This window comes from Streptomyces uncialis (genome assembly GCF_036250755.1).
Lineage (GTDB): Bacteria > Actinomycetota > Actinomycetes > Streptomycetales > Streptomycetaceae > Streptomyces > Streptomyces uncialis.
Map to the genome: position 1 here is coordinate 33,270 of NZ_CP109584.1, position 24,019 is coordinate 57,288.

31 protein-coding genes are annotated in these 24,019 nt (G+C 70.7%); 13 read left to right on the forward strand and 18 right to left on the reverse strand.

The window, feature by feature from the left end:
- Positions 1 to 10: 10 nt before the first annotated feature.
- The 18 genes from OG711_RS38400 to OG711_RS38485 all read right to left on the reverse strand — a co-directional run bounded on the left by OG711_RS38400 (position 11) and on the right by OG711_RS38485 (position 13,118).
- A complete protein-coding gene (locus OG711_RS38400) occupies positions 11 to 595 on the reverse strand; it encodes a hypothetical protein (RefSeq protein WP_329564374.1) in 585 nt (194 codons plus the stop codon).
- 116 nt (positions 596 to 711) lie between these two features.
- Positions 712 to 1,128, reverse strand: a complete 417-nt coding sequence (locus tag OG711_RS38405) for a ferrous iron transport protein A (protein WP_329564376.1) — start codon at positions 1,126 to 1,128, stop codon at positions 712 to 714.
- Between the two features lie 289 nt (positions 1,129 to 1,417).
- A complete protein-coding gene (locus OG711_RS38410; protein ID WP_329564378.1) occupies positions 1,418 to 1,753 on the reverse strand; it encodes a hypothetical protein in 336 nt (111 codons plus the stop codon).
- Positions 1,754 to 1,886: 133 nt separating this feature from the next.
- Complete coding sequence (locus tag OG711_RS38415) at positions 1,887 to 2,096, reverse strand: hypothetical protein (protein WP_329564380.1); 210 nt, start codon at positions 2,094 to 2,096, stop codon at positions 1,887 to 1,889.
- A 17-nt stretch (positions 2,097 to 2,113) separates the two neighbouring features.
- A complete protein-coding gene (locus OG711_RS38420; RefSeq protein ID WP_329564382.1) occupies positions 2,114 to 2,572 on the reverse strand; it encodes a DUF6197 family protein in 459 nt (152 codons plus the stop codon).
- Positions 2,569 to 4,776, reverse strand: a complete 2,208-nt coding sequence (locus OG711_RS38425; protein ID WP_329564384.1) for a hypothetical protein — start codon at positions 4,774 to 4,776, stop codon at positions 2,569 to 2,571. Before OG711_RS38425 ends, OG711_RS38420 begins: the two co-directional genes overlap by 4 nt.
- Before the next feature lie 15 nt (positions 4,777 to 4,791).
- Entirely contained in the window at positions 4,792 to 5,184 is a 393-nt protein-coding gene (locus tag OG711_RS38430) for a hypothetical protein (RefSeq protein WP_329564386.1), read from the reverse strand.
- 20 nt (positions 5,185 to 5,204) lie between these two features.
- Positions 5,205 to 5,675: a hypothetical protein gene (locus tag OG711_RS38435; RefSeq protein WP_329564387.1), complete on the reverse strand. Its 471-nt coding sequence runs from the start codon at positions 5,673 to 5,675 to the stop codon at positions 5,205 to 5,207.
- Between the two features lie 735 nt (positions 5,676 to 6,410).
- Positions 6,411 to 6,629 carry a hypothetical protein gene (locus OG711_RS38440; protein ID WP_329564389.1) on the reverse strand — a complete coding sequence of 73 codons (219 nt, stop codon included), beginning with the start codon at positions 6,627 to 6,629 and terminating at the stop codon, positions 6,411 to 6,413.
- Between the two features lies 1 nt (position 6,630).
- A complete protein-coding gene (locus OG711_RS38445; RefSeq protein WP_329564391.1) occupies positions 6,631 to 7,146 on the reverse strand; it encodes a hypothetical protein in 516 nt (171 codons plus the stop codon).
- Positions 7,147 to 7,417: 271 nt separating this feature from the next.
- Positions 7,418 to 9,688, reverse strand: coding sequence for a hypothetical protein (locus OG711_RS38450; protein WP_329564393.1), 2,271 nt, complete (start codon positions 9,686 to 9,688; stop codon positions 7,418 to 7,420).
- A gap of 169 nt (positions 9,689 to 9,857) precedes the next feature.
- Positions 9,858 to 10,115, reverse strand: coding sequence for a hypothetical protein (locus OG711_RS38455; RefSeq protein ID WP_329564395.1), 258 nt, complete (start codon positions 10,113 to 10,115; stop codon positions 9,858 to 9,860).
- Between the two features lie 127 nt (positions 10,116 to 10,242).
- On the reverse strand, positions 10,243 to 10,425 hold the full coding sequence (locus tag OG711_RS38460; RefSeq protein WP_329564397.1) for a hypothetical protein: 183 nt from the start codon (positions 10,423 to 10,425) through the stop codon (positions 10,243 to 10,245).
- Complete coding sequence (locus OG711_RS38465) at positions 10,422 to 10,679, reverse strand: WhiB family transcriptional regulator (RefSeq protein WP_405675201.1); 258 nt, start codon at positions 10,677 to 10,679, stop codon at positions 10,422 to 10,424. The genes OG711_RS38460 and OG711_RS38465 overlap by 4 nt, the downstream gene beginning before the upstream one ends.
- A 205-nt stretch (positions 10,680 to 10,884) precedes the next feature.
- Positions 10,885 to 11,076, reverse strand: a complete 192-nt coding sequence (locus OG711_RS38470) for a hypothetical protein (protein ID WP_329564401.1) — start codon at positions 11,074 to 11,076, stop codon at positions 10,885 to 10,887.
- Between the two features lie 105 nt (positions 11,077 to 11,181).
- Positions 11,182 to 11,319 (reverse strand): hypothetical protein, encoded by a 138-nt coding sequence (locus OG711_RS38475; RefSeq protein WP_329564403.1) that lies wholly within the window; start codon positions 11,317 to 11,319, stop codon positions 11,182 to 11,184.
- 330 nt (positions 11,320 to 11,649) lie between these two features.
- Positions 11,650 to 12,057 (reverse strand): hypothetical protein, encoded by a 408-nt coding sequence (locus tag OG711_RS38480; RefSeq protein WP_329564405.1) that lies wholly within the window; start codon positions 12,055 to 12,057, stop codon positions 11,650 to 11,652.
- Positions 12,058 to 12,713: 656 nt separating this feature from the next.
- Positions 12,714 to 13,118 carry a hypothetical protein gene (locus OG711_RS38485; RefSeq protein ID WP_329564407.1) on the reverse strand — a complete coding sequence of 135 codons (405 nt, stop codon included), beginning with the start codon at positions 13,116 to 13,118 and terminating at the stop codon, positions 12,714 to 12,716.
- A 188-nt stretch (positions 13,119 to 13,306) separates the two neighbouring features.
- Between OG711_RS38485 and OG711_RS38490 the strand changes: the two genes are divergently transcribed.
- The 13 genes from OG711_RS38490 (at position 13,307) to OG711_RS38550 (ending at position 23,930) form a co-directional block, all read left to right on the forward strand.
- Positions 13,307 to 13,639 (forward strand): GntR family transcriptional regulator, encoded by a 333-nt coding sequence (locus OG711_RS38490; RefSeq protein ID WP_329564409.1) that lies wholly within the window; start codon positions 13,307 to 13,309, stop codon positions 13,637 to 13,639.
- A gap of 152 nt (positions 13,640 to 13,791) precedes the next feature.
- Positions 13,792 to 15,225: a helix-turn-helix domain-containing protein gene (locus tag OG711_RS38495; RefSeq protein ID WP_329564411.1), complete on the forward strand. Its 1,434-nt coding sequence runs from the start codon at positions 13,792 to 13,794 to the stop codon at positions 15,223 to 15,225.
- A gap of 20 nt (positions 15,226 to 15,245) precedes the next feature.
- Positions 15,246 to 15,929 carry a RibD family protein gene (locus OG711_RS38500; RefSeq protein WP_329564413.1) on the forward strand — a complete coding sequence of 228 codons (684 nt, stop codon included), beginning with the start codon at positions 15,246 to 15,248 and terminating at the stop codon, positions 15,927 to 15,929.
- Positions 15,929 to 16,411, forward strand: a complete 483-nt coding sequence (locus OG711_RS38505; RefSeq protein ID WP_329564415.1) for a deaminase — start codon at positions 15,929 to 15,931, stop codon at positions 16,409 to 16,411. Before OG711_RS38500 ends, OG711_RS38505 begins: the two co-directional genes overlap by 1 nt.
- 88 nt (positions 16,412 to 16,499) lie before the next feature.
- Entirely contained in the window at positions 16,500 to 16,805 is a 306-nt protein-coding gene (locus OG711_RS38510) for a helix-turn-helix transcriptional regulator (protein WP_329564417.1), read from the forward strand.
- 926 nt (positions 16,806 to 17,731) lie between these two features.
- Positions 17,732 to 19,030, forward strand: coding sequence for a cell wall protein (locus tag OG711_RS38515; protein ID WP_329564419.1), 1,299 nt, complete (start codon positions 17,732 to 17,734; stop codon positions 19,028 to 19,030).
- Positions 19,027 to 19,866, forward strand: a complete 840-nt coding sequence (locus OG711_RS38520; RefSeq protein ID WP_329564421.1) for a DciA family protein — start codon at positions 19,027 to 19,029, stop codon at positions 19,864 to 19,866. Before OG711_RS38515 ends, OG711_RS38520 begins: the two co-directional genes overlap by 4 nt.
- 162 nt (positions 19,867 to 20,028) lie before the next feature.
- Complete coding sequence (locus tag OG711_RS38525; protein WP_329564423.1) at positions 20,029 to 20,310, forward strand: hypothetical protein; 282 nt, start codon at positions 20,029 to 20,031, stop codon at positions 20,308 to 20,310.
- 380 nt (positions 20,311 to 20,690) lie between these two features.
- The gene (locus tag OG711_RS38530) at positions 20,691 to 21,611 is read left to right on the forward strand and encodes a replicative DNA helicase (RefSeq protein WP_329564425.1); all 921 of its coding nucleotides are present in this window, start codon (positions 20,691 to 20,693) and stop codon (positions 21,609 to 21,611) included.
- A gap of 591 nt (positions 21,612 to 22,202) precedes the next feature.
- Positions 22,203 to 22,568 carry a hypothetical protein gene (locus OG711_RS38535; protein ID WP_329564427.1) on the forward strand — a complete coding sequence of 122 codons (366 nt, stop codon included), beginning with the start codon at positions 22,203 to 22,205 and terminating at the stop codon, positions 22,566 to 22,568.
- Positions 22,565 to 22,822 (forward strand): hypothetical protein, encoded by a 258-nt coding sequence (locus tag OG711_RS38540; RefSeq protein WP_329564429.1) that lies wholly within the window; start codon positions 22,565 to 22,567, stop codon positions 22,820 to 22,822. Before OG711_RS38535 ends, OG711_RS38540 begins: the two co-directional genes overlap by 4 nt.
- 280 nt (positions 22,823 to 23,102) lie before the next feature.
- Positions 23,103 to 23,456, forward strand: coding sequence for a hypothetical protein (locus OG711_RS38545; protein ID WP_329564431.1), 354 nt, complete (start codon positions 23,103 to 23,105; stop codon positions 23,454 to 23,456).
- Between the two features lie 18 nt (positions 23,457 to 23,474).
- Positions 23,475 to 23,930 carry a hypothetical protein gene (locus OG711_RS38550; RefSeq protein ID WP_329564433.1) on the forward strand — a complete coding sequence of 152 codons (456 nt, stop codon included), beginning with the start codon at positions 23,475 to 23,477 and terminating at the stop codon, positions 23,928 to 23,930.
- Positions 23,931 to 24,019 lie beyond the last annotated feature (89 nt).

A 24,019-nucleotide genomic window follows, 5' to 3' on the forward strand; every position in this document is an offset into this window, starting at 1 on the left:
GCGGGTGCGGTCACCGGCGGGCGCCGGGGCGGGTGGTGAGCCAGACGGTGACGGCTGCGGCGCCGACGCCGATCGCGCGGTGCAGTGCGGCGTCCAGCTCCATCCACGCGCTGCCGGGCCCGGTGAGCTCCGAGGTGGCCTTGCCGTCGTCGTCGACACGGGCGGCCTTGCAGTGCTCGATGTAGCCCGTCTTCTTGGTCTTCTTCGCCAGCCACAGCAGCAGCGCGCCGCGGTCGATCGCCGCGTGTGTCCCGGCGTTGATGGCCGCGCCGGCGAGCAGCGCGGTCGGTGTGACGCGGTAGCCGAACGCGCGGGTGATCGCGATGGTCGCCCCGAGCTGCACGGCGGTGTATGAGGCGACGTGGCAGGCGACTGCACGCCTGCCGAGGGTGCTGGTGGTCATGGTCGGGCGGGTGGAGTCCGGGGCGGCGGGGGAGCCGTCGCCGTGGACCAGGTCGTCGCCGTACAACCTCTTCCGCGAAGCCGTCTTCGATCCCTGGACCCAGTGGTCACAGGCAGGGTGCAGCTCTCCGAACGTCGCCAGGAGGGCGCCGAAGAGGGCCAGGCGCTCGGTGGTGAGGGGCAGACGAGGCATGCTGGGGTTCTCCTGATCGCGAAATCTCGGGTGGAGGGAGCGGGGCGCCGGCCTCTTGCCGATGCTGCGGCGCCTTTGATCCCGCCCCGGCCGGGCCGGCCGGGGCGGGATCACGTTCACGCGGCCAGGCGGTGTGCGGCCGGGGCCGGGGGAGCGGTGTAGCTGCTGGGGTCCGCGGGCGTGCCGTCGTGGCACTCCAAGCAGCTCTTCAGGGAGGTCGGAAGCACGAAGAAGTACCGTCGGCGGCAGGTGCCACAGGTCTGTCTGGCAGCCATCGCCCGGTCGAGCGCGAACTCCTTGGCGAGGGTCATCGGCCGCACCGGCCGGGCCTTCGCGATCTCGTACAGCAGGCCGTTCTTCGGGCCGCGGGTCTCGACCTCGGCGACCGGGTCCTGGCCGCCGGGACGCAGACCCATAGCCCTGAGCTGGCGTTTGGTCGCGTATCCCAGGGGCGCGCACAGGCGCTTGAACACCGGGATCGTCGTCTCGGGGACGTCCGGGACGCAACGGTCGGCGTCGTCCTGGCCGGCCATCACCGGCTCCCGGTATCGGACGGACGGCGCTGACGCAGCGGACAGCGGGGGCCGGGGGCGGCGGGGCGAGGGAGGCCGGTCCTGCGGCGTGGCCGGGGGATGAGCACGGTGAACCCTCCGAGTCGGGACGGGACAGTGGCTGACACGTACAGGCGCCCGCCGTCCCCGGGACGGGGGTGGCGGGCGGGGATGCGCTGAGCCCGGTCGGCCTGCCGGGTCACCGGAACCGTCCGCCCGGTGCGGTGCGGGCGGCGGTGCCGGTGGCCGGGCAGGGCGGTCGGAGCTGGGGTCAGAGGGCAGTGGAGAGGACGCCGAGGACGAGGGCGGCCGCGCTGCCGAGGACGAGGGCGGCGCTGCCGGAGGCCCAGAAGGGGCGGCCCATGCCCTTGGGGTCGCGGAGGTCGCTCAGCCCGTCGGCGATGCGCGCGTGCATGGCGGTCAGCGGGGGGAGGGTGGCGTACCAGCGGCCGAGGCGGTCGACCTCGCCGGCGGCTTCGTCGTCGGGTATGTGTCCGCCGTGGAGCGTGAGGCGGTGGGCGTTGCCTTCGGCGGCCAGGTCGGCGAGGTTCAGGACGACGGGGCTGGTGGTGCGGCAGACGGTGCAGCGGTAGCGGTAGCGGCGCACGGGGTGTCGGTCTCCTGGGGGCGGGTGGTGTTTCCGGCAGGGAACGGCGACGCCCCGCCCGGGTGTCCGGGCGGGGCGCGATGTCGAGCGGGGGTTTTGGTGGTGTTCTCCGCGTTCTGGGCGGAGGGGGTGGTCAGTTGTTGATCTGCCTGCGGAGCTCCGCGGCGAGGCGGAGGATCTCGTGGGCCATGTCGGTGATCGTCTGGAGCTGCCTGTCGATGTCGGCCGGGTCCGCTCCGGTGAACGAGAACGAGCGGCCGTCGTCGCTGCCCGGCTGCGGGCCGGTGAACGAGAACGACCGGTCGTCGCGGTTCGGTTCGGGGTTGGTGAACGAGAACGACACGGGCAGCTCCAGCCGGGTCAGATGTTCATGTGGTGGGCGCGCCGGATGGCGGCCTCCCACACGCTACGCACCTGTGCTCCGGTGTGGGAGTCGTTCCAGGAGGGGATCGACTGCCACTGGTTGCCGTGCTGGCGGCGGGCCTCGTCCAGGAGGAGGTTCCCGGCGTCGCGGTAGGCGGTGGTGCGGGCGCCGGCCGCGGCGCGCAGGGCGCCGATGGAGCAGCGGGCGCCTTCGGGGTGGATGAGGGTGCGTCTGGCCCAGCCGTGGGTGTAGAGGAACGTGAGCGCGTCGGTGAGGGTGTTCTCGACCGGTCCGGTCAGGCGCACCTGTGGGGCGGCGGTGAGGTGGAGGGGCACCTGTGCCGGAGCTGCGGGGGTCACGGCGGCGGGTTCCGGTGTGGGGTCGAGGAGTTGGAACGCCTTCGCGTACAAGTCGGTGTCGAGGGGGGTGAAGTCGGTGTCGGTGCGGGTGTTCATGCTGCTCTCCACAGGCCGTTCTCGTTGGTGACCTCGTCCCGCTTCTTCAGCTCGGACAGGCGCGGCTTGATGTTCTTGGCGGAGGTGCCGAGTTTTCGGGCGATGGTCTCGGCGGTCATGGGGAGGGATTGCTCCCGCAGGAGTTCGAGGATGCGCGGTTTGATCAGCTCCTGTCCGTCAGGCGGCCCGCCGGGTCCGGCAGGTCCGGCGGTCTGGTGGGGGCCGCCGGGGTTGTGGTGGGGCTGCTGCTGCGGGGAGGGGGCGCCCTGTGCTGCGGCGAGGAGGTCGGCGAGGCTGCCGACCAGGTTCTTGCCGCGCTTGTCGACCATCGGCGTCTGGGCGACCGCGTCGCGCTCGCGCCAGGCGTCGCAGTCCTCGATCCCGACCGGCGGCTCGCCTCCGGCGAGGGAGACGGGCGGCACGTCCAGGTGCAGGGAGCGGAACTGCACGGCCTGGGAGCCGGGGGTGAGGAGGTAGCCCAGGCCGAAGGTGCCGTCCTCGGGAGCGGCGGCGGCCTCGGTGGCCAGGCCGCTCATGTCCCGGTTGCTGACCTTGGCGTACTGGCCCGGCCACTGCGAGGGGATCATCGACAGGTCGAGGCCCTCCGCGCCCTCCACCGCGTTCGCCCCGACCAGCGATCCCTGGCCCTTGGCGCACCGCAGGAACACCGCGCCACCACCGATCAGCAGCTGTGAGCGGATCACGGTGGAGTTGCCGAGGTCTTCGGCCAGCGGGGTCTGGGTGGCCAGGACCACGCCGATGCCCCGCTTGAGGGAGCGGCGGGTCAGCTGTTCCACGATCGCCTTGGCCTCCAGGTGGTACGGGGAGGAGGCCGACAGCAGCATGTGCGCTTCGTCGATGACGACCAGGACCAGCGGGTCGGTGAACGGGAAGGCGGGGGAGCGGTAGCGGGCTTCGCGGTCGAGCATCATCGCGTAGGCCAGGCGCAGCGCGCCCATCGCCTCGTCCAGGCCGTCCCCGAGGTAGGCCGAGAGCGAGGCGCCGGCGATGGTCCCGGCCTGCGGGGAGGCGAGGATCACCGCGATGCCGGAGCGGTGGGCGGAGAGCAGGATCTGCTCCAGCAGCCCCGACTTGCCCGAGCGCGAGCCGCCGACGAGGTAGAGGTGGCGGGCGCCGGACCCGGGCTGCGCCAGCGGCAGGAGCGCGGCCCGGCCGTCGACGTAGGTGCCGGCGCGGACGTAGCCGCGGGAGTCCATCGACAGCTCGTCCAGGACCGAGGAGAGCATCGTGCCGTGCATCAGCGCGTGCTCCCGCATCACCCGGATCCCCATCTGCGACGGCTTGTCGCCGGGGGCCAGGGCGATCTGGATCGTCTCCAGGTCCAAGTTGCCCGCGAGGTCCTGGAGGTTGACGGTGCCGATCGCCCGGCGGTCGCGGGTGGCGATGCCCTCCCAGTCCAGCGGCCCGTCGTAGCGGGTGACGGTCAGGGTGGTGCCGGGCATCGCGCCCTCCGGGACGCCGACGTACGCGGCCCACAGCTCCTCGGGCGTCGTGGGAGTACCGGCCGTGATCTGCGGCTGCGCCGCCGGTGCCGTCAGCTGCACGGTGACGGGCAGCGCGTTCGGCGCGAAGTGCTTGGGGTCGCCCAGCTCCACCTGGGAGATGGGCACCCGGTAGACGGCGGCGATGTCGCCTTCCCGGACCTTCACCTGCTGCCCGGGGGGCAGCGTGATGATCCCGGTGAACGCCACGTGGCCGCCGTCGCCCTGGAGGACGAGCTGCTCCAGGGCGGCGCCGGGCTGGATGAGCTTGCGGCCCTCGGTCTGGGTGGGGCCGGAGATGAACTCCGCCCAGAAGGCTGCGATCACCTGCTCCTGCGAGGTGAGCCCCGCTCCCGTGCCCGCGCCCTGGGTGGTGGTCGCGGGCGTGAGCGCGGCGGTGGGGGTGTGTCCGGTGAGGTTGCGGTGGTGGGCGAGGGCGGCCGCCCCGGCCGGGGCGGCGAGCCCGAGGGCGATCAGCGGGTTCCCGCCCGCGGCGAGGACCTCGCCGGCGGCGATGCCGCAGCCGGTGGTGGTGAGCCCGCACGCGATCAGGGACCGCAGAGCCGGGGCGGAGGCGCCGACGGCCCACGCTCCGGCTCCGGCCGCCGCGGCGGCGAGGGCGGACCAGGGGCCGGCCACGAGTGGCACCACCGCGAGCGCGGCGGGCGCGTACTGAACGAACTGAGCTCGGGTCGGCCCCATGATCCTTCGTTCTCCTTACTGCTGGGCGTAGAAGCCGGCTTCGGCCATGTCGACGGGGGAGGAGTCGACCGCGTCGGCGATGCCGCCGTGGTCGTTCTCGGTGGTGGTCTTCGCGTCGTCGGCGGCAGCGGAGGCGCTGTCGGCGGCGGAGGTGTAGGCGCCGGCCGCGTCCTTGACGCCGGTCATGGTCAGCGCGGCGTCGGCGAACTCAGCGGTGGTCGCGTCGTCGACGGCCAGCGCCTTCATCGTTTCGGAGGCGTCGAGCATCTGCTCGGCGGCGTCGTCGACGTCGGAGGCGAGGGTGGTGACGGTCTGGGCGTGGGCGTGGACCTTGTGGGTGAGCCAGGCCAGCTTGGTGCGCAGGGCCGCGTAGTTCGCGGCGTCCTTCAGGGTCTCGGTGGCGCTCATGGGGGCCTCTCCTGCTCTCTTCAGCGGTGGTTGTAGAAGTCGCGTTCGGCGGGCTTGGTCAGGGGGGAGTCGGCGACGGCCCTGAAGATCGGCCCGTGGCGGAGCTCCGCGTTCGCGGACGCGGTGCGGCATGCCTCCTCGCCGCCCTGGATCTTGTCGTGGACGTCCTTGGCTGCGGCGGCCTGGAGGTCGAGCTGCTCCTTGAGCAGCTCGCACTTGCCGATGAGGTTCGATCCGACGCCCTTCGCGGTGATCTCGGCGATGAGTCCGTCGCAGTCCGTGGCCAGCTCCGTGGACTCGTCCATGAGTTCCAGGGCGGTGTCGGTGCTGGCCTGGCACAGGGTGGCCGAGCCTTCGGCGAGGTCGATGACCTGGGTGAGGGTCATGACCTCACCGCCGCTGTAGGTACGGGACTTGCCCGCGGCGGTCGTGACGTGAACGCCCTTGTCGTCGACGGTCGCGGAGTGCGGAACGGGCGGGTTGGGCTGCATCGCGGGGTCCTTCCGGATGTGGTCGGGCAGCTTGACGGTGCGGGGCCGCGGAATGGTGCCGGGGGGCGGGACCGCGGATCCCGGCGGAACCGTCGGCGGCGGCGGGGGTGCGGACGGCGGGGTCGTCGGCGGCGGAGGTGCGGACGGCGGGGTCGTCGGCGGCGGAGGTGCGGACGGCGGAGGGGGCGTTGCCGTCGGCGGGGTCGGCGGAGTCGTCGGGGGTGGGGGCGCCGTCGGGGGTGGGGGCGCCGTCGGGGGAACCGTCGAGGACGGAGACCCTGCGGGCGGCGTTGCCGCAGAAGGCTTGCCGGACGTGGAAACGGAAGGCTTGGCGGTCGGCTTCTTGAGGTAGGCCGAACGCCATCCGTCGCGCAGGCCACCGGCCATATGTGCGCCCGCCAGCAGACCGTAATGCGTTTTCGCCGCGACGTTGTACGGGGCGTTCCTGAATGTGTCCGGAGCCCGGGTCGGCTTCCATTTCTCCTTTGTTTTAGCGGGGGGTTTCTTGATTCCCGCCTGCTCGTATTTCCCGTTTGTTTTCTCCACGCCGAACAGGTAGCTGATGGCGAGGAGTACCAGGAGTTCCATGACCCTCCCTTCTGTGACTGTGTGTGGTTGTGGTCGGTTACCGGTTACCGGTTACAGCCCCCAGAGCCACGCCGAACCCCCCGCTGGAGGGTCCGAATCAGGGTTCTGGGGGCCTGTAACCGGTAACCGGTAACCGAGTCTGCTCACTCAGCGCGACGACGAACCGATGTTGTTCACGGTCGTGTTCGCCGTGTTGAACACCGACTCCAGCGTGGTGCGGATCTCCTCACTGAACGGCGTGTACGGCAGGAAGATCCCGGAGACGATCAGCATGATGCAGACCATCATCTGCTTTCCCTTCGTCTTCTTGAAGGTGAAGAACAGGGCCCAGCAGAACAGGGCGAGAGCGAAGAACTGGAGCGTCATTTCATGCACCCTTCTCGAAGGTGAATCCCTTGTCGTTCATGGGGGTTACCGCACCCGAACCGGAGGGCGCGGAAAGCTTCTTGTAGGCGATGAATCCGCCGCCTCCGACAAGCGCCACCCACAGCCACGGGCTGGAGGTGATGCCGCCGCCGGCACTGCCACCGGAGGACTTCTGGGCCCTGGCGGCCGTCCCGCTGAAGACCGGGGCGTCGCACTCGGGGATCCTCGCGATGTCGTACGAGGCCGCCTTGGCGACCGCCGCCGCACGCTGCTTCATGCACTCGCGGTAGACGGTCATCTCCCGCTCGTACACGACCTTGGCGGTGGCCTCCGCGGTCTGCGCCCGCTGCTTGTCGGCCTCCGCTTCGACCAGGGCGTTCGCGGCGCTCTCCTGGGCGCGCGCACGCTCCTGGGCGGCCTGCTCGTTCTGCATGCTGGTGACGGTGATGACCGTGCCGCACACGGCGACAACGGCGAGCGTGCCGCACACGGCGAGCGCCGCAGTGTTGCGGCGCATCCCGCCGACCGCAGTGGAAAGACGCGAGGTCGCGGGCTTCTCCGGCTTATCCGGAGTCGGGGGCGTCGGAGGGGTTGGGGGGTTCATGAGGTTGAACTCCTTGTCCCAGTCGATTCCGGACATGGGCGGCTGACTCCTTTTCGATGTGGAAAGGGGGTTCTGACCAGGGGGAACGTGCTGTACCGGCCGGGTGACTGCTTCCGGCAGTCGCAACGAGGGCCAGCCCGATTCACGCGGGCTGGCCCTCACTGGTGTGTGCCGGACGGGTGGGTCAGGTGAGGTACTTGTCGGCGTCCTCGGGCCGCAGCAGGCCGGACTCCTTCAGCAGCCGGACGGCCCTGGGCTGGTTGACCGAGAGGTCGGTACGGACCCGGTAGAGGGTGACGAACCCGTCCTCGTCCCGCGGGAGTTCCTGTACGAGCGGGAGGAGTTCGGCGTCCGTCCGGGCGGGCGTACCGGGTCGGTCCGTACCGCCTGTACGGCCCGCACCGTTCGTTCCGGTTGCACGGGAGGAGGCGGTGGCCGTACCTGTACGGCCACCCTGTACGGCGTCACGGCCGGGCTGTGTACGGACGCTGACCGTGCCGGTGCGGTCCTGTACGGCCGCGTGAGCCGCACCGGTACGCCCCCGGGGCGCCGTACCTGTGCGCGCCGCCCCGTCCGGGGTGGTGTGCACGCCGTATGTACGGTCGCTGTACGGCCTGGTCAGCGCCCCTTCGCCCCCGTCGTGGTGCGAGGGGTGCGAGAGGGCATGTGCCGGGTCCGTACCGTCGTGTCCGGTGCCCGTACCGTCCGCTCGTCCGTCGCTGTTCGCGGCGTACAGACCGTCGTGAGCGGGCTGCGTACGGCCGGACGTCGCACTGTCCGTACCGTCCGCCCGGCGGTGCGTACCTGTACGGGCGTGCGTTCCGCTTCCGCCGTCCGTACCGGTACGGCCCGGCGTACCGGTGGCCGTTGCGGACGGTGCGTCCGTACCGCCGTGGCCGTCCGTACTGTCGTCGTGCATGAGGGTGTGGACGCGCCAGATGACGGCCACGAAGATCAGGACGACGAAGGTGGTGAGCTGCCACGGAGCCGCTCCGCCCTCGGGGACGAGGTGCGCCTGCTCGGAGAGGTGGAAGACGACGTTGGCCGACGCCATCAGCAGCAGCGCCGGCGCGATGTCCCGCTTGGTGCGGAACGCGGTGACGCAGTAGACGTCGATGCTGACCGGCAGGAGCGGGGCGACGTACTCGTTGATGCCGACCATGCGGGCGAGTTCGTACTCGCCGGAGGCGGCGAGGCCGACGCCGGCGGCCAGCGCGACCCACGGCGCCATCTTCCACAGTTTGCCGCCGAGGTTCTGGCGCCGGCCGCGCCACTTCGAGGCGGACTTCTTGGCCTCGCGGGCCTCGTTCAGCAGCCGGCGGGCGCGGGCCTCGTCGGCCTGCGCCCGGTCTGTGATGCCCTTGGCCTTGCGCTCGGCCTCGGCGGTGATGCGCTCGGCCTGCTTCTGGGCGGCCTCGCGCAGCTCCTGGGCGACGGTGGTGGCCTCGGTCCGCAGCTTCTCGCGCTGCTTGTCGCACGCCGTCTTCAGCCCGGCGAGCTCCTCGGCCAGGGCCTGGCGCTTGGCGGCGGCCTCGGTATCGAACTTCTCACCGAGCTCGCGCAGCTCGGCGCGCAGTTCGGCGCGGGCCGTCTCCGCCTCGGCGCTCACGGCGGCGACGTGGGCGTCGGCCTCGCGGCGCCGCACGGCGGCGGCCTCGACCGCGTCCGCGTACAGCGCCTCCGCCTCGGTGCGCCGGGCGTCGTACTGCTCGGCGGCGGACTTGGCGAGCTGGGCGTGGCGCTCGCGGGCCTGGTCGACCTCCTTCTGCGTAGCGGCGAGCAGGTCGTCGGCCTCCTCGCGGGCGCGGGCGAGGATCTGTCCGGCCTCGGTGCGGCGGGTGGCAACCAGGGCGGCGATCTCGGTGAGGTCGGCCTCGGCCAGGCGCCGCAGCTCGGCGACCGCGGTCGAGGTGGCCTGGTGGTCGGCGCCGGCCAGCTCGGTCAGCTCCACCACCTGCGCCCGCGCCCGGGCGAGGAGCTGGTCGGCGCGGGTACGGGCCTCGGTCAGGAGCCGGTCGGCTTCGCCACGCAACTTCTGCGCCTCCGCGCGCAAAGTCTCGGCCTCGGTGGTGGCCGCCGCCCGCTGGGCGGTGACCTCTTCCTGGGCACCGGCGGTGACGGCCTCGGCGCGGGTGTGCGCGGCGGCCAGGAGGACGGTGGTCTGCTCGTGGGTGTCGGCGACGGTGCGCGCCGCCTGTTCCTCGGCCTGCGTCTGGAGGACGAGGGCCTGTTCGCGGGCGGTGTCGATGATGTCGGCGGCCCGGTCGCGGGCGTCCGCGACCCTGGCCAGCACCGCCCAGTCCGTCTCCAGCACCGTCTCCTTCTCCGAGACGGTCCCCGGCTCGGGGGCCGGGGCCGGGGCAGGCAGGGTGGAGGCGGCGGGCTGCGCGACCGTCGTGGTCGGCTTCTTGGTGCGGGCGGTGGCCCTCTTGGTCCGGGTTCGAGTGGCGGCCACGCCGCCTCCTTCCAGGTCGGGTGCCGCCCCAGCATTCCCGGGGCGGCGGTGGTACGGGGTGGGTGAATGAGCCACGCGGGTTGGGCAGCTCCGGCGGCCTGTCCGGGGCTCCCGCCGGGCGGGCGTGGTCCCGGATTCCGCCGTCGGGTGCCGGGTGGGCGGGGCCGGGTCAGTCGCGGGGGCGGTCCAGGCGGTGGACCCGCTCGGGGCCGCCGCCGGTGGCGGCGACCCGGGTGCCGTAGTCGTGGATCTCGGCGCCGCGCGTGTCGCGGCCCCGGCGGGTCAGCGCCGCGGCGAGGGTCCCGGTGCCGGAGGTGAACGCGGCCCGCGCCTCCTGGTCGCCGGACTCGACGGCCCGGTCGATGCCGCGGGTGAGGCGGCGGTGGCCCCGGACCTCGGTGGCGGTGTCGCGCAGGCGTCGGAACATGAAAGGCCCTGCCTCTCTGGATTCTTGCGGGTCCGGGCTGTCCGGGCTCCCCTGGACCGCGCACAGCCGCCACTCCCACGCGGGGGGCGGCGGCTGTGCGGGTCAGGCAACCGACAGACAGGGAAGCTCAGTTGAGGTCCGGGACGTCCGGGGCGCGGCGGTCGGAACATCCGGGCGGGTGCGGGCGGCGGGCCCGGGTCACCAGGGCCGCCGCGTGCGGGACGCCCAAGTCGGCCAGGACCCCGTAGGAGTCGTAGTCGGCGGCGGTCCAGGCGGGCTGGGGGCCGTCGGGGGAGTCGGGCTGTGTCACGCTGCGGCCTCCCCGGTACGGTGCGCGGTCCGGGCGGCGGCGCGGAGCATCGCCCGCCGCTCGGACGGGGTGGTACCACCCCAGATCCCGTCCGGTTCACGGCGCTCCAACGCACCGCGCAGGCAGGCACCGATCACCGGGCAGACCGAGCAGATCGCCTTGGCGTCATCGGCCTGGAGCACGGCGGGGCCGTTCTCCCCGACAGGGAAGAACAACTCCGGGTCGACGTCGGCTCCGGTGCCCGGGCCGCACAGGGCCCGCGCACGGAAGTCGCCCTCGGCGGTGGCCGGGGTAAGGGCGGGGGAGGGAGTGCGGAAGACACGGCGGGAGGTCACCAGGACCTCCCGGCGGGGAATGCGAAGGTGTGCATGATCGCCTCCTTCATGTTGGGGTTTGGAGTGGTGCGGTCCGCGGCCCCGGAGTGCTCAGTCCGGGGCCGCACACACCCGCGTCGGCCGGTCAGGGCCGGCGCTTCTGCGCGGCCAGGTACCGGTCCTGCACCTCGGCGAACTCGGCGAGCAGTTGCTCGCCGAGGCGGCAGCCGGTGCGGGCGGGTGTGCAGTGGTGGCAGGCCGTCAGGTGGGCGGTGCGGGCCTTCGCGGCGGCCATGTACCGGGCGTACAGGGACGCCGGCTTCTTTGCGTTCGGCACTCGTTCTTCCAGCGGTTGAGGGTCGTGTGCCCGCTCGTGTCTGTCTCGTGCCCGTGGTGTCAGGGCCGGTACGGACAGAAGCAGGACCAGGAGCAGGTCGGGCTGTCAGCCGTTGGAGCGGTCCGGGCCGGCCTCGGCCCGGCGCTCGACGGCCGCCCCGACGGCCTGATGCGCGGCCATGAGCCGCTGGTCCAGCTCGGCATCGGGCGCGGGGGAGGGGGTGTCCGGCTCGTTCGTGCTCATGTGGGGCTCCCGTTCTCGGGTGCGGGCGCATCGGACGTTTATGTCGTGTATGTCGTGCACCCGGTGTCCGGCGTCCCACGCACGGGCGGCGGCCGCCGCGGCCTGGGCCAGCAGCCACCGCGCACGCGGATGGGACGAGCCGAACCGGGCGAGGGCCCGTGCCGCGCGATACTGCGCGGCACGGGCCGACCGGACCATCCGGGGAATGGTGGGGCTCCGCTCAGTGGTGCGGGCAGCGCTTCAGGTGGTCGTCCACCTGATTCCTGCAGATCCAGCACTGCCAGCCCAACCGGGCCAGGTCACGCACACGCAGGCGGAGGTGGGAGCGCATCAGCGGCGCCCCGATCCACCGCACGAGCCGCAGCCGATCCACGTCCGCCGGCGCACACCGCCCGAGCTGGTGTCCTCGACCCGGCCGCCGGTGCCACCGCACGCCGTGCACACCAGCGCCGCCCCCGGACCCGACGGCGTGCGGGTGAGGCCGGCCTCCTGGGCGCAGCGGCAGATCCAGCACCCGCACAGGCCACAGGCGTCGTCGGCCATCCGGGCCTGCATGGCGGCCAGGGTGCGCGGCGCGCGCCGGCCGAGACGGGCGGCCCGCAAGTCCCCCTCCATGACGAGGTACTGCACGAGCTGGTGGAACGCGGAGTCGTCGTCGGGCTCCAGGCCGCGGGCGTCGTCCTCGCGCTCGACATCGTCGATTACGCCGCCGATGGGGCGTGACATCATCGTCTGCACAGGTTGTTCCTCTCATTGGTGGCCTGTGCGCGCCGCCCGGGACTCCACATCCCGGGCGGCGCATCTTCGTTTGGGGCCCTGTGACCCCACGCCGCCACCAGCCCGCACGCACAGTGCTGGGCTGGGGACGACGTGCAGAACAGGGACGATGCGCGGCCTGCTGCCTTCCGCGCTGACCACCTTTCGACCGGGAGGTGGAGTGCCCGCGACCACTGGCTCACCCGCCGGGTCGTGCGATGTTCCGCTTACCGGCTGGGGGCTGTCGTCGCGCTACCGCCGCATGGTGCTGCGGGGGAGGGTGATCGCTCGGCCCACGCGGCAGCCGAACCAAATGGCTTGCTGCCGCTCCGTGGCACGAAGAAGGGTCGCTCTCACTCCCCCGCCTCGTGCCGCCGTTCACGGTGACCGGATTCTGGCTCCGGTCGTGCCCTTCTGACGCTCCCGAGCCGGTCACCCTTGCCGCAGCACCCGGCCAGTTGCCTGGCCAGGGGCGGTAGTCGTCACCCGGTGGTCGCGTCTTCAGTTCTCAAGGAACGAGCACTCCCCGGTCCGGCCGCGTGGCACGCGGCTTTTCCGGGAGCTGGCGGGAAGATCTGGCCGCTTCGACCGTCGCCACCCGAGGTGGCGACGATGGGAGCCGTCAGAGCCGGAAAGGGTCAGGCCGCGATCGGCAGAGGCGCTGCGGCGGCCGGCCGCCGCGCGATGCGCAGCCGCTCGGCGTAAGGGAGGAGCACGTCGACCAGGCGCTCGCGCACCAGCTCGGTGATCGACGGGTCGGCCGCAAGGATGTCCCGCGCCGCCTCCCGCCGCGCCCCGGAGTCCGCGATGACCTCGTCGCGGGCCTTGGTCTTGCCCTTCTTCACCGCAGTGGCGGCGTCCCATCGGGCCAGCTCGTGCACGGTCACCAGGTCGTACATCTCAAGCGGTGTGCCGAAGGCGACGTCCAGGTCGATGTCGGCGAAGTCGGCGAGCGGCACCTCGACGGCCTCCAGGAGAGCGAGTGTCTCCGTGTCGAAAGTCTCGGTAGCGAGGCCAGCGGCGGGGCGGCGGGCGGTGTTCATGCGGTGCTCCCTTCTAGGTTCGGGCTCTGCGTGATCCCGGCGGAAATAGCAGGTGTTGGGGGCTTTGCCACCCGTCCACCCTGTCGACATACATAACTTAGCTGATACAGTCGGGGGCGTGTCAAGCACTTGATTAAGGAAGCTATGGAAGCTAGCTAAGGCGAGGGGGTCGACCTACGATGTCGCTCATGAGCAACGAGGCCGTGCAGCCGTACCAGCGAATCGTTCAGGATGCCCGCGACAAGATCCGCTCCGGTCGTTGGGCCGCCGGAACGAAACTGCCGAGCACGCGCGAGCTGGCAGAGGAGTACGGCGTCGCGGCTGGCACCGTCCAGCGAGCCCTGACCGAGCTGCGCACAGCCGGGCTCATCTACTCCCATCAGGGCCGCGGTTCCTTCATCACGGACACGGCCGCCGAGACCAACGAGGACTCGACCGCCCGTGCTCTCAAGGCACTTGAGGAGCAGGTAGCCGATCTGGCCGCGCGACTCGAAAAGATCGAGAAGGGGCGCGACGACTGAGGTCCTTCCCTGCGTCTCGTTGCGCATCGCCATCTCTCTCCGGTGGGGTCAACTTCGTTAACAAAGTTGTAGGCCCGGTCGGGGTCCGAGTTCCAGATCAGCCGTGTATCCAGCCGCCGGATACACCGAGTGGAGACATGGAGGATCACCAAGTGGGCCAGCAGCCGAACGCGTTGACACCGGAACAGTCGCCCCAGCACCGCTTCGGCTACACGCTTCGCGAACTCCGGAAGGTCCGTCGCCTCTCTCTGCGAGGGCTCGCCGACAAAGCCTTCATGTCGCACTCCAAGCTGCAGAAATGGGAGAACGGCGATAGAGCCCCGAAGGACCGGGCAGAGGTCGAACTGATCGACTCGCTGCTCTGCGCCGGCGGCATCCTGGTCGACCAGTGGGAGCGGATCGGGTCGGCTCTATCCGCATCCGGCCTTGTATCCGTTTCGACCCCCCATGTATCCGAAGCGTCGGTTGGGCTGGCCACAGCCGCCTCCCAGCAGGCAGCGTCTGAACATGAGGGGATCTTTGTCCCCGCTCGTCTACGGGATGGATCGGTGGTCTTTGTGGCGCTCGATCGACGCGCGATGCTGCGTGGCGGGATGGGACTCGGTGCAGCGGCTGCGCTGGGCGTAGGAACGCCAGCAGCCGCAACTTCCAACGCGCTGCCGGGGCTGACACGACCCGCACGATCCGCAGCCGCCTACAGCGGCTCGCCAGTGGAACACTTTCAGCGCGCCCGCCGCTTGCTGATCGACAACGACAATCTCCTCGGACCCAGCCGAACCGTCGTGACCGCCCGCGAGTACATCGAGACCATCAAGGATCTGCGCCAGGACGCCAAGGGCACGGACCGTCACGCCCTCATGGAACTGCAGACGCAGTACGCGGAATTCACTTCCTGGCTCTACCAGGACCTGGGTGACTTCGACAGCGCCCAGTTCTGGCTCGACAGGGCGTTCCAGTGGAGTCAGACCGTCGGAGACAGCGACCTGACCTCGTACGTGATGGCCCGCAAGGCACAGCTCGCCGGTGAGATGCACGACCTGGTCGACGTCGTCGACCTCGCCGAAGCCGCGCAGCGCATGGCCCGTCCTCGCAGTCGGCTGGCCGCCGTCGCCCGGACCTACGAGTCGTACGGTCACGCGCTGCGCGGCGAGGCTGCCGACAGCGAGCGTGCCATCGACGACGTGCGCAACGCTCTCGATCGCGTCTCCGACGACACAACCCCGTGGGGCGTGTGGCTGAACGAACAGTACGTGGAGGTGCACCGGGCGCAGGGCCTGGAGGTGCTGGGCAACCACGCGGAGGCTGCGGAGGTCTTCACCAGCGCCATCAAGTCGTTGCCCGATGGCTACCACCGCGACCGCGGCGTCTACATGGCTCGGGCCGCTGTGGCCCACGCCGGTGCTGGTGCCCCGGACGAAGCGGCCTCGGTCGGCCTTCAAGCCCTGACCGTGGCCACCGACACCGGTTCGGGTCGGATCGTCCGCGAGCTCGCCCGTCTCGACAAGGCACTGGCCCCCTGGCAGCGCCAGCCCGAGGTGGCAGAGTTCCGTGCGCGCTTCGACGGCCAACTCGCCCACGAATCTTGAGAAGAATCGGATCACACCGAATGATCACGCATCCGTACGTCATCCTCTCCGCTGCCATGTCGGTCGACGGCTACCTGGACGACACCAGCCCCGAGCGACTGCGCCTGTCCAACGCGGCCGACTTCGACCGCGTCGACCGGGTCCGCGCCGAGTCCGACGCCATCCTGATCGGCGCGAACACCATGCGGCGGGACAACCCCCGTCTGCTGGTGAACAGCGACGAACGACGCGCTCAGCGCGTTGCGGACGGCAAGCCGGAGTACCCCCTCAAGGTCACGGTCACCGCGAGCGGCGACCTCCCCGCCGACCTGAAATTCTGGCACCACGGCGGCTCCAAGCTGGTGGTCACAAAGGACAGCGCGGTGGAGAAGGTGCGCGCCACCCTCGGCGATCTGGCCGATGTGGTCAGCGTCGGCCCGGAGCTCGACTGGGGCCTGGTCCTCGACGAGCTCGGGCGCCGCAGCGTCGGCCGGCTCATGGTCGAGGGCGGCGGCACGATCCACACCCAGCTCATGGCGCAGAACCTCGCCGACGAAGTGCACCTCGCCATCGCGCCGCTCTTGGTCGGTCAGCCGGAGGCGGCCCGTTTCCTGGGCACTGCCGACTACCCGGGCGGGTCGACCGCTCGGATGAAGGTTCTGGAAATCCGCGCGATCGAGGACGTCGTGTTCGTCCGCTACGCCCCGAAGGAGCGCACCGCCTGATGTACGCGCCCGACCGAGCCCAGGACCTGCGCTGGATACAACGTGCGATCGACCTCGCCGCGCTGTGCCCTCCGGCCGTCGGCGCCTACTCGGTGGGGGCGGTCATCGTCGGCGAGGACGGCAACGAGCTGGCGTCCGGGTATTCCCGGGCGACCGGCCCCCGTGAGCACGCGGAGGAAGTTGCCCTCGCCCAGCTCCCCCAGGAGGACCAGCGTCTCGCGGGAGCGACGATCTACAGCACGCTGGAACCCTGCTCCCAGCGCAGCGCGTCCCGTACGCCCTGCGCGCGGCGGATCCTCGAGGCGGGCATCCCGCGCGTTGTCATCGCCTGGCGCGAGCCGAGCCTGTTCGTCGACGACTGCGTTGGCTACGAGCAGTTGGTGGAGGCCGGAGTGATCGTGCTGGAGCTGCCCGAGTTGGCGGCGGCCGCGAAGACGACCAACTCTCACCTGCCAGGCTTGGGCGGAAAGGGGTGGCGTTGAACGTATCGACGCTCGCGGTGACAGCGCGCCTCTGCCGGGAGCCCGATGGTGTATCTTTCGCTACATCTTCGATCATGGAAGGTTGGCTATGCCCAACTCCGACGGCGCTCAGCGGGTCGATGCCCTACTGAACAGCCTGGGTGACGTCCTACCGCCACCGAGTGTGCGCGGGAAGCTGCGCGTTGCCGCTGGCCTCACGCAGCAGGACGTCGCGGACACCGTGGGCGTGAAGCGCCTCGCGGTGGCACGTTGGGAACTCGGGGAGGCTCACCCCCGGCGCCCGCACCGCGAGGTCTACCTGCGCCTGCTTCGCGGGCTCGCGGAGCGTTTTCCCGAAGCGGCGCGAGCGGATGAGGGCATGCCGACGCCGACCTCCGGAGGGGGATCAGGATGACCTAGCGGCCATCGACCGCGCGTGCCGATACGTGGACGGCAATCCACGTGGCCTCGCGCGGCCCGTCTCGCCGACCAGACGTACCGTCCAGGTCGGCGCCCAGCTCCCGGTTGACGCCGGTTCTGGGCTCCAGCTCATGAGCTGGTCTATCTCTCAGTAACACCCGGTCCTCAAGGACCAGCACTACTTGCTACCCGCAGAGGCCCCCCGGCAAGGGGACTTCTGCACCGCAGTACCGAAGTACCGCTTCACCGTTCCATGCACGGTTCCGACGGCCCCGGCAAGGGCCTCGGAACACAACAACCGCCCCAGCCCCAGCAAGAGCAAGGAGGTCGCCTTACGCCACGTCCAGCCCGAGGGCTGTCCGCCGTCCGAATCACCAAAGAAAGGCTCGCCTCTGGTTCTTCGTCCGGTCGGTTCCGTCCGCTCCTGACGAAGTGGGCGCAACCCCACCAAAAGGAAGGGAGAAATCTCCCCCCTCCCACCCGGTCACTCCTCGCGGAGGAACTGGGTGGTGTCACATCCGTTGGTCATCCCGTCCCGCGTCGCGGGGTGGTGCGGCCGTGAACGTGAAAGTGGTGTCCCCTCATGGTGCCCGATCTCCGCGCCCTTGAAAAGCTGACTTCCGACCGTTTCATCCAGGTTCGATCCGCCGATCTGTTCCACTCAGTCGAATTCGTCCCGCGATCTGTGGCGGTTTGCCCACTTCGACAGGCACCGTCGTGTCCGGGCCGTGGGCTGCCCGAGGGGTCCGGGCTCGCCGGTCCCCAGAGCGTCGTGCCCGCCGCGCCCGTCCCGCCCCACGGGACGCACACCAAGATCCTTGCCCGCGTGACGGGAGCGCTTGGCGTTCGGCCGTTGTCCGCAGGTGATCTGGGCCAGGGTCGCCGGATGGACCTTTTTCAGCTGGCTCTGCGGGGTGCCCGGTGAGCGCGGTCGCGGCGTCGGCCGCCGCGACGGACCGCCTTCTTGACGAGGGCGCCAGCGTTCTCACCGACGCGCCCGCAGGGCGGGTACCGGGGCCGCGTCCGGCGGCAGACGACGGCTCGGTCGTCATGTTCTCCCCGGTGGCGGGTTCGGGTCAGTCCGTGTCGGGTACGCGGTCGCGTCGTGCGGAGCCTCGGGCGTGGCTGCGGTCGGTGGTGTGGCTGGTCGCGGCCGGGCTGCATCCGAAGGCCGGCCCGACGACGCTCGTGGTCGCGCGGGACCTGGCTACGCGGATGGACTACCGGCGCGGGCTGGTGATGTACGACCTGGACGGCACGGTGGCGCGGACGGGGCTGTCACGGGCGACGGTGAAGCGGCATGTGCGGACGCTGCGGGAGCTGGGTGCGCTGGCGTGGTGGCGGCACGGCTCGAAGCAGAACCTGCGGCTGCCGGGCCGGGCATACACGGCGACGGCGACGATCTACGCGGCGGTCATCCCCAAGGCGTTCGACGTGGCGATGGGACACCGGCTGACCGGTCACGGGTACGAGGCGCGGGTGTGCGGGGTGACCATCGCGGGCCGGGAGCGTGCAGTCTCCGAGGCTGCGGCGAAGGCTGGTCAGCCTGTGGATAACCGGGCTGTGGACAACTCGGTCCCAGCAGCGCGTGAGCCCCATTCTCCTGGTCGGTACCACCCGTCATCCGCAGTGCAGGTGGAGAGGGGTGTTAAAGACACCTCGCGGCACGCGAGTCGCCGAACCGCATCGCCCCGTCCTGACAAGTCCACCACCACCAACAGCAGCAGCAACAGCGGGGGTGGGACGCGCCGGACCGCCGCGGAAACGTGCCGGTCGATCTGGGTGACCCGGCAGGTACGAGCCCGCGTCAACTGGACCCAGACCGCGCCGCTGCGCCGGCTGGAGTACGTGCTGCGGCCTCTGACGGACGCCGGACTGGACGCAGACATGATCGCGGCCGAGCTCCACTCCTGGATGCTGACCTGGCGTCCGGCCCGCCCCGCGGAGTACATCCGCGCACAGCTGGCCAAGCAGGCCGCCGTCGAGCACCAGGTCGCGGAGTTCGAAGCGGCAGAGGGCTGGAACGAGGACGAAGCCTCCGGTGCTCTCCGGGCCTCCCGCCCCGACCTGGTGGCCGATGTCCTGGCAGGTCTGGCGCAGGGCATGGCCGCGTACTCCGCCCACCAGGCCGCGAACGGCCTGGACAACCTCCTCGATGACGACGATGACAGCGCCGCGGCCTCGATAGCGGCCTTCCTCGGGACGGGAACCCTCGCATGACCGACACCACCGTCAGCAGCAGCGAGGAGGGGCTGAGCGGGGTCGACCTCGCCCGGGTCGCGCTCGCCAACGCCCGCGCCACCGCGAAGTCGGCCCCGGTACAGAAGCGCCGCACCGGTGCCTCCAGCAGGCGGGCCCGGGGGAGTGGCCGCGATCCGCTGCCGTTCGGCGCGGCGATCACGCAGATGATGGCCGCGCGCGGCTGGGACATGGCCGCCCGGGGCGGCAGCGTCCTCGACCAGTGGCCCGCCATCGCCCCGGAACTCGCCGGGAAGGTCGCCGCCGCCTCGTTCGAGGAGGAGACGCGGACGCTGCATCTGCGGCCCTGCTCCGGCGCGTACCGCACCCAGCTCACCCTCCACCAGCAGCAGATCATCGCCAAGGTCAACGCGGCCGTCGGAGACGGCACCGTCCGCCACCTCAAGATCCTGGCACCCGGCGGCGTCGACACCCCCACCACCCCGGCCACCCCCGTGCCCGGCACCACGCCTGTGCGCGAGGAGCCGGCACCGACCGGACAGCCGACCGGGCCCCGGCCGCAGAGTCCCGGGTACCTCGCCGCGCTCACCGCCCACCAGGAGCACCGCACCACCCGCGACAGCGGGATGGACGCCCGCGTCCGCGCCGCCGCCGAAAGCCAGACCCGGCGGCTACGGCGGAACCGGGAGCCGGAAGAGGCGTTCACCGAGATCGCCGCCCAGGAGGAGATCCTGCGGGAACAGCACGCACGCGCCCATGCCTCTGACAGCCTGGAAGCCAGCGTCCGGGCCGCGCTCGCCCACAAACGGCGCGAGAGTGTCGCAGCCTCCCCGTACCGGCTGTCCGCAGCGTCCTGACACTGCTGTGCCCTACGGCAGCCGATGCAGAAGAACCAAGCGATTCCGGAGAACAGTTCATGACCGACGCGGAGCCGCTGCGGAAGAGCCCGTGAAGAAACCACCATCGACGTTCGACTACGCTCCTCCAGCCTGTCCCTATCCTCCTTGTCTGGAGAGCCCGTGTCTGTGCGAAAGACCCCCGAAATCCTCGCGGCGCTCCGGAAGGAAGCCGAAGAGATCACCCGGACACTCGCGGACGCCACCGATTCCGAGACCGACGTTGCCCGTGTCCTGGAACTGGTCAAGGCGGCCGAGGACCACCTGGAACTCGTCGATGAGTTCTACTACCCCAACGAAGGAAACCAGGTCCACCTCGACCTGGCCGCAGCTCTCGCTGCACTCGCCAAGGCCGGCGCCCGTGCTATCGCCCTCCGCCTCGACCACGCCGACCCGCGCGAGTAGGCCCCCGAATTCCTCTGGGCGTTGAAGCCACAGGCATCCGGTGCGGCCGGGTGTCACCCGCTGTCTCGCCAATTGGTCTGCCAGGCCCTGGGCAGGACACCGAGCACCACGTCACAGCGTCGCTGCTGGCCACGGGGCGCGAGACCCTGCACCACTTGTGGGGTCTCAAATCCAGCTTCATAGTCTCAGCCTGCTCTGCATATCGGCTGCACCAAGCAAACTCTTCAGGTCAGCTGCACCAGCCCGGCACCGCTGACAGAGGAAATGCAGCAGCTGGTAAGTCTGGTCCCGGCCGCCGAAGCTATGCGGCGCCGAGACAGCCCAGGTCAGATCCTCACCAGCTCAGCCTTTCACCCTCATCAAGTTCCCAGGGGGGGACCATGACCGACACCACCACCCAGAACCAAGCCGCCGACGAGCCCGTGTCTGCCAAGACCAGCGTCATCGCAGACCTCCTGGAGAACCTCCTCAACGACACAGCGGACATCGTCGAAGACCCCAACAGATACTCCAGCCTTCGCGGCCTGCCGACCGGCTTCCGGGACCTTGACCTGGTAACCGGCGGGCTCACCCCCGGATCGCTCACGGTCATCGCGTCCCGCCCCCAGGTCGGCCGGACAACACTCCTCACCGACATCTGCCGGAACACGGCGATCCAGAACAACATCCCGACCGCGGTGTACTCCCTCGAGGAGACCGGCGAGTTCTTCCTCATGCGGGTCCTGGCCGCCGAAGCCCGCGTGGCTCGGCATCACATCATCTGCGGCACCATGACCGATGAGGACTGGGCCCGCATGGCCCGCCGCGTCCCGAACGTGTCCGCAGCCCCGCTCCACGTCAAGACCCCCGGCCGCCTCACCATGGCCACCCTTGAAACCGAGGCCCGCGAACTCGTCGAGGAACACGGTGTGGCGCTCCTCGCCGTCGACGGCATCCAAGACATCCGTCCGGCAAAGCGCAGCGACCTCCGCGAACGCGAAGTAGGTGACGTCGTCCGCGACCTGAAGACCCTCGCCCGGGAGCTGAACATCCCCGTCGTCGCCACCAGCCACCTGAACCGCAACCCCGAGCAGCGGTATGACCGCCTGCCCAAGCTGGATGACCTCCGCGAGTCCGGAGCCATCACGTTCGCCGCGGACACCATCCTGCTGCTCCACCGGGAGGACGCCTACACCCTGGACACCCCGCGGGCCGGCGAAGCCGATTTCTACGTGGCGAAACACCGACAGGGGCCCATGGTCGTGATTACCACCGCGTTCCAGGGCCACTACGGACGGTTCGTCGACATGGCACAGACCTGACCCGCCCGGCTATGGGATCTCAAATCCCGTGTCGGAATCTCACGGTCGATGTCGGATGGAAGTCGGATCCGACATCGACCGCGAGACACCGCAGTTCAGCGGGTTGCGCCGCCGCAGCCGCTCGCCTGTGCCATCGATTTCCGACACGGAGCTGAGACGCCGACCGTCCGACATGACGTGAGACATCGGACGGACCCGCAGGTCGCGAGACCGACGTCCGACACGAGCGGCGAGACCCTACACCGGCCCAACAGGCCCCAAAAGTCGCCTGAGCGGCCCGTACAGCGACGATCTTCACCCCGGCAACCCTCCCCGACCCGTCCGGGGTGGAGATCGTCCGTCAGTGATCCACTGAGGCGGTCCTGCCGTTGCGGAGTGGGACGGCACCGCGACCGACACCGTCCCGGTGTACGTCCCGGCCCGGTCCGTAGGCGGGATCCGGCCGCAGACAACGCAACGGGAACGACGCCGGCGCTACCCGTGAGAGCCTCCGCCCGGCCTGTCATCCGATCGGGTGACAGGCCGCCAGCCCGTGGCGCTCCGGGGGTGACACTGAGGGGTTGCCGCCGTCAAGCAGGGAGAGGGACCTCGATGAGTGAGCCGCGTCCGCAGTCCGGCGACGAGCCGGCACCCACCCGTTCGCCGCACCAACTCGGTGAGGACGAGGGGCCGCAGAGTATCGCCGCGCTCAAGGCCGCTCTCGCCCCGTGGCCGCAGCATCTGACGGCGTTCACCGCGGAGCTGGAGGCCGCGCCGTTCGCCGCAGTGCTGAACGTGGTCACCGAGTACCGGGTGGTGTGGATGGCCCTCGTCCACCCGGAGATCCAGGCCGCGAGTGCCGAGTCCGAGGGCGGCACCGCCGACCCCATCCCGTCCGAGGCGGTGTGGGCCGACTACGACCCCGACACCTTCGAACCCCTCCACCAGCCCGGTGCCGCCGGGGGGCGGGAGGCATGACCTACCGCGTCGTCTACAGCGCCAAAGCCAAGCGCGACATGGCCGGCCTCACCGCCCAACGCCGCCAGGCCGTCCTCCAGGCCGAGCGCGGCCCCCTCGCCCAACGGCCGCTCCAGGTAGGCAAGGAGTTCGAGGGCAGCGGCCCCGGCGCGCTCCGCCGGCTGGCCCTGGCAGACGCGGGCGTCTCCATCGGGTACCGGGTGTACACCGACCGCGTCGAAGTCGAACTCGTCTGGCTCCTCGGCTGGCCCTGAGTGGACGGTGAGCGCAGGCTCTTCCCGGGGGTGCCCATCCTGGCGCCGAAATGTCCAGATCTCTTAAAGTGAGTAAAAACCGAGGTCGGTGCCGGTAACGTCGCAGGTCAGAAACTGTGGTCCCCGCATCCGCGGGGGTGGTCCCAGGCACCGAGACCACCGGCGGGGTGAAGACCTGTGGTCCCCGCATCCGCGGGGGTGGTCCCGCCGGACATGCTGCGCCGGCCACCGCCGCCCCGTACGAGTGGTCCCCGCGTCCGTGAAGGATGGCCCCGCCCCTGTGGCCGCCGCCCCAGCCCCGCAGCCGAGTGCACCCGCCGAGCCGGTGCAGCGCCCGGATCCGCCGGAGGGCTACCGCGAGGCTATCGCCGCTCACCGCGCTGCGTGGGCAAGACAGCAACACACCAACCCCGAGGTCCAGGCGGCTGCCGAACGGCGGCTCCGCGAACGGCTCCGGGAACCCGAAGAACGCTTCGCCGACGGCCGCCAGGCCCTCGAGGAACTCCGAGCCGTGCGGCCCAGCGACGTATCCCGGGCACGGGCCCTGCAACGCCTCGCCGCCGAACGCGAGGGGCTGGCCACGCTCACACCAACCTCCGCTCTCAACCCCGCCCGGCCTTCCCAGGCCGCCTGACCACGTACGGAGAGACACATGCCGGACCAGACCGAGTACGACTACTTCTCACCCAACGAAGGCCCGGACCACAGCCCGGGCTGCACACGGTGCGCGGAGGCACGTCCTGAGCTGGAGAAGATCAGGGACTTCGCCCTGGCCCAGAAGGAGCGGTTCGCCGATCAGACCCTCCACCCGTACGTCGCGGGAAAAACCTCTCTCCACCGCAGCAGCTGCTCCACCCTGGAAGGCCTCGCGCAGCAGGGACGCCCCCTGTCGTGGGACGAGGAAACAGAGTCGCCGGCAGACGTGTTCGAGGGTGAGTTGCTGGGGTTTGCTCACGCCGACGTCTTGTCCGCGTACCGGCCGAACTTCACCGTCATGACCGCCCAGGAGGCCGCCGGGTGGGTTCGAGCCCGTACCGGCCCCAGGGGCGGAACCCGGTTCAGGCTCTGCAAGGTCTGCACCCCGGACCTTCCGGCCGGCGGAGCGTAGACGGAGGAGCAAGACCTTGGACAAGGGCCGCCCGGTACCTCCCGGCGGCCCTTGTGCGTGCGGGGAAGGACCCGCTCAGGTTCCAGGGG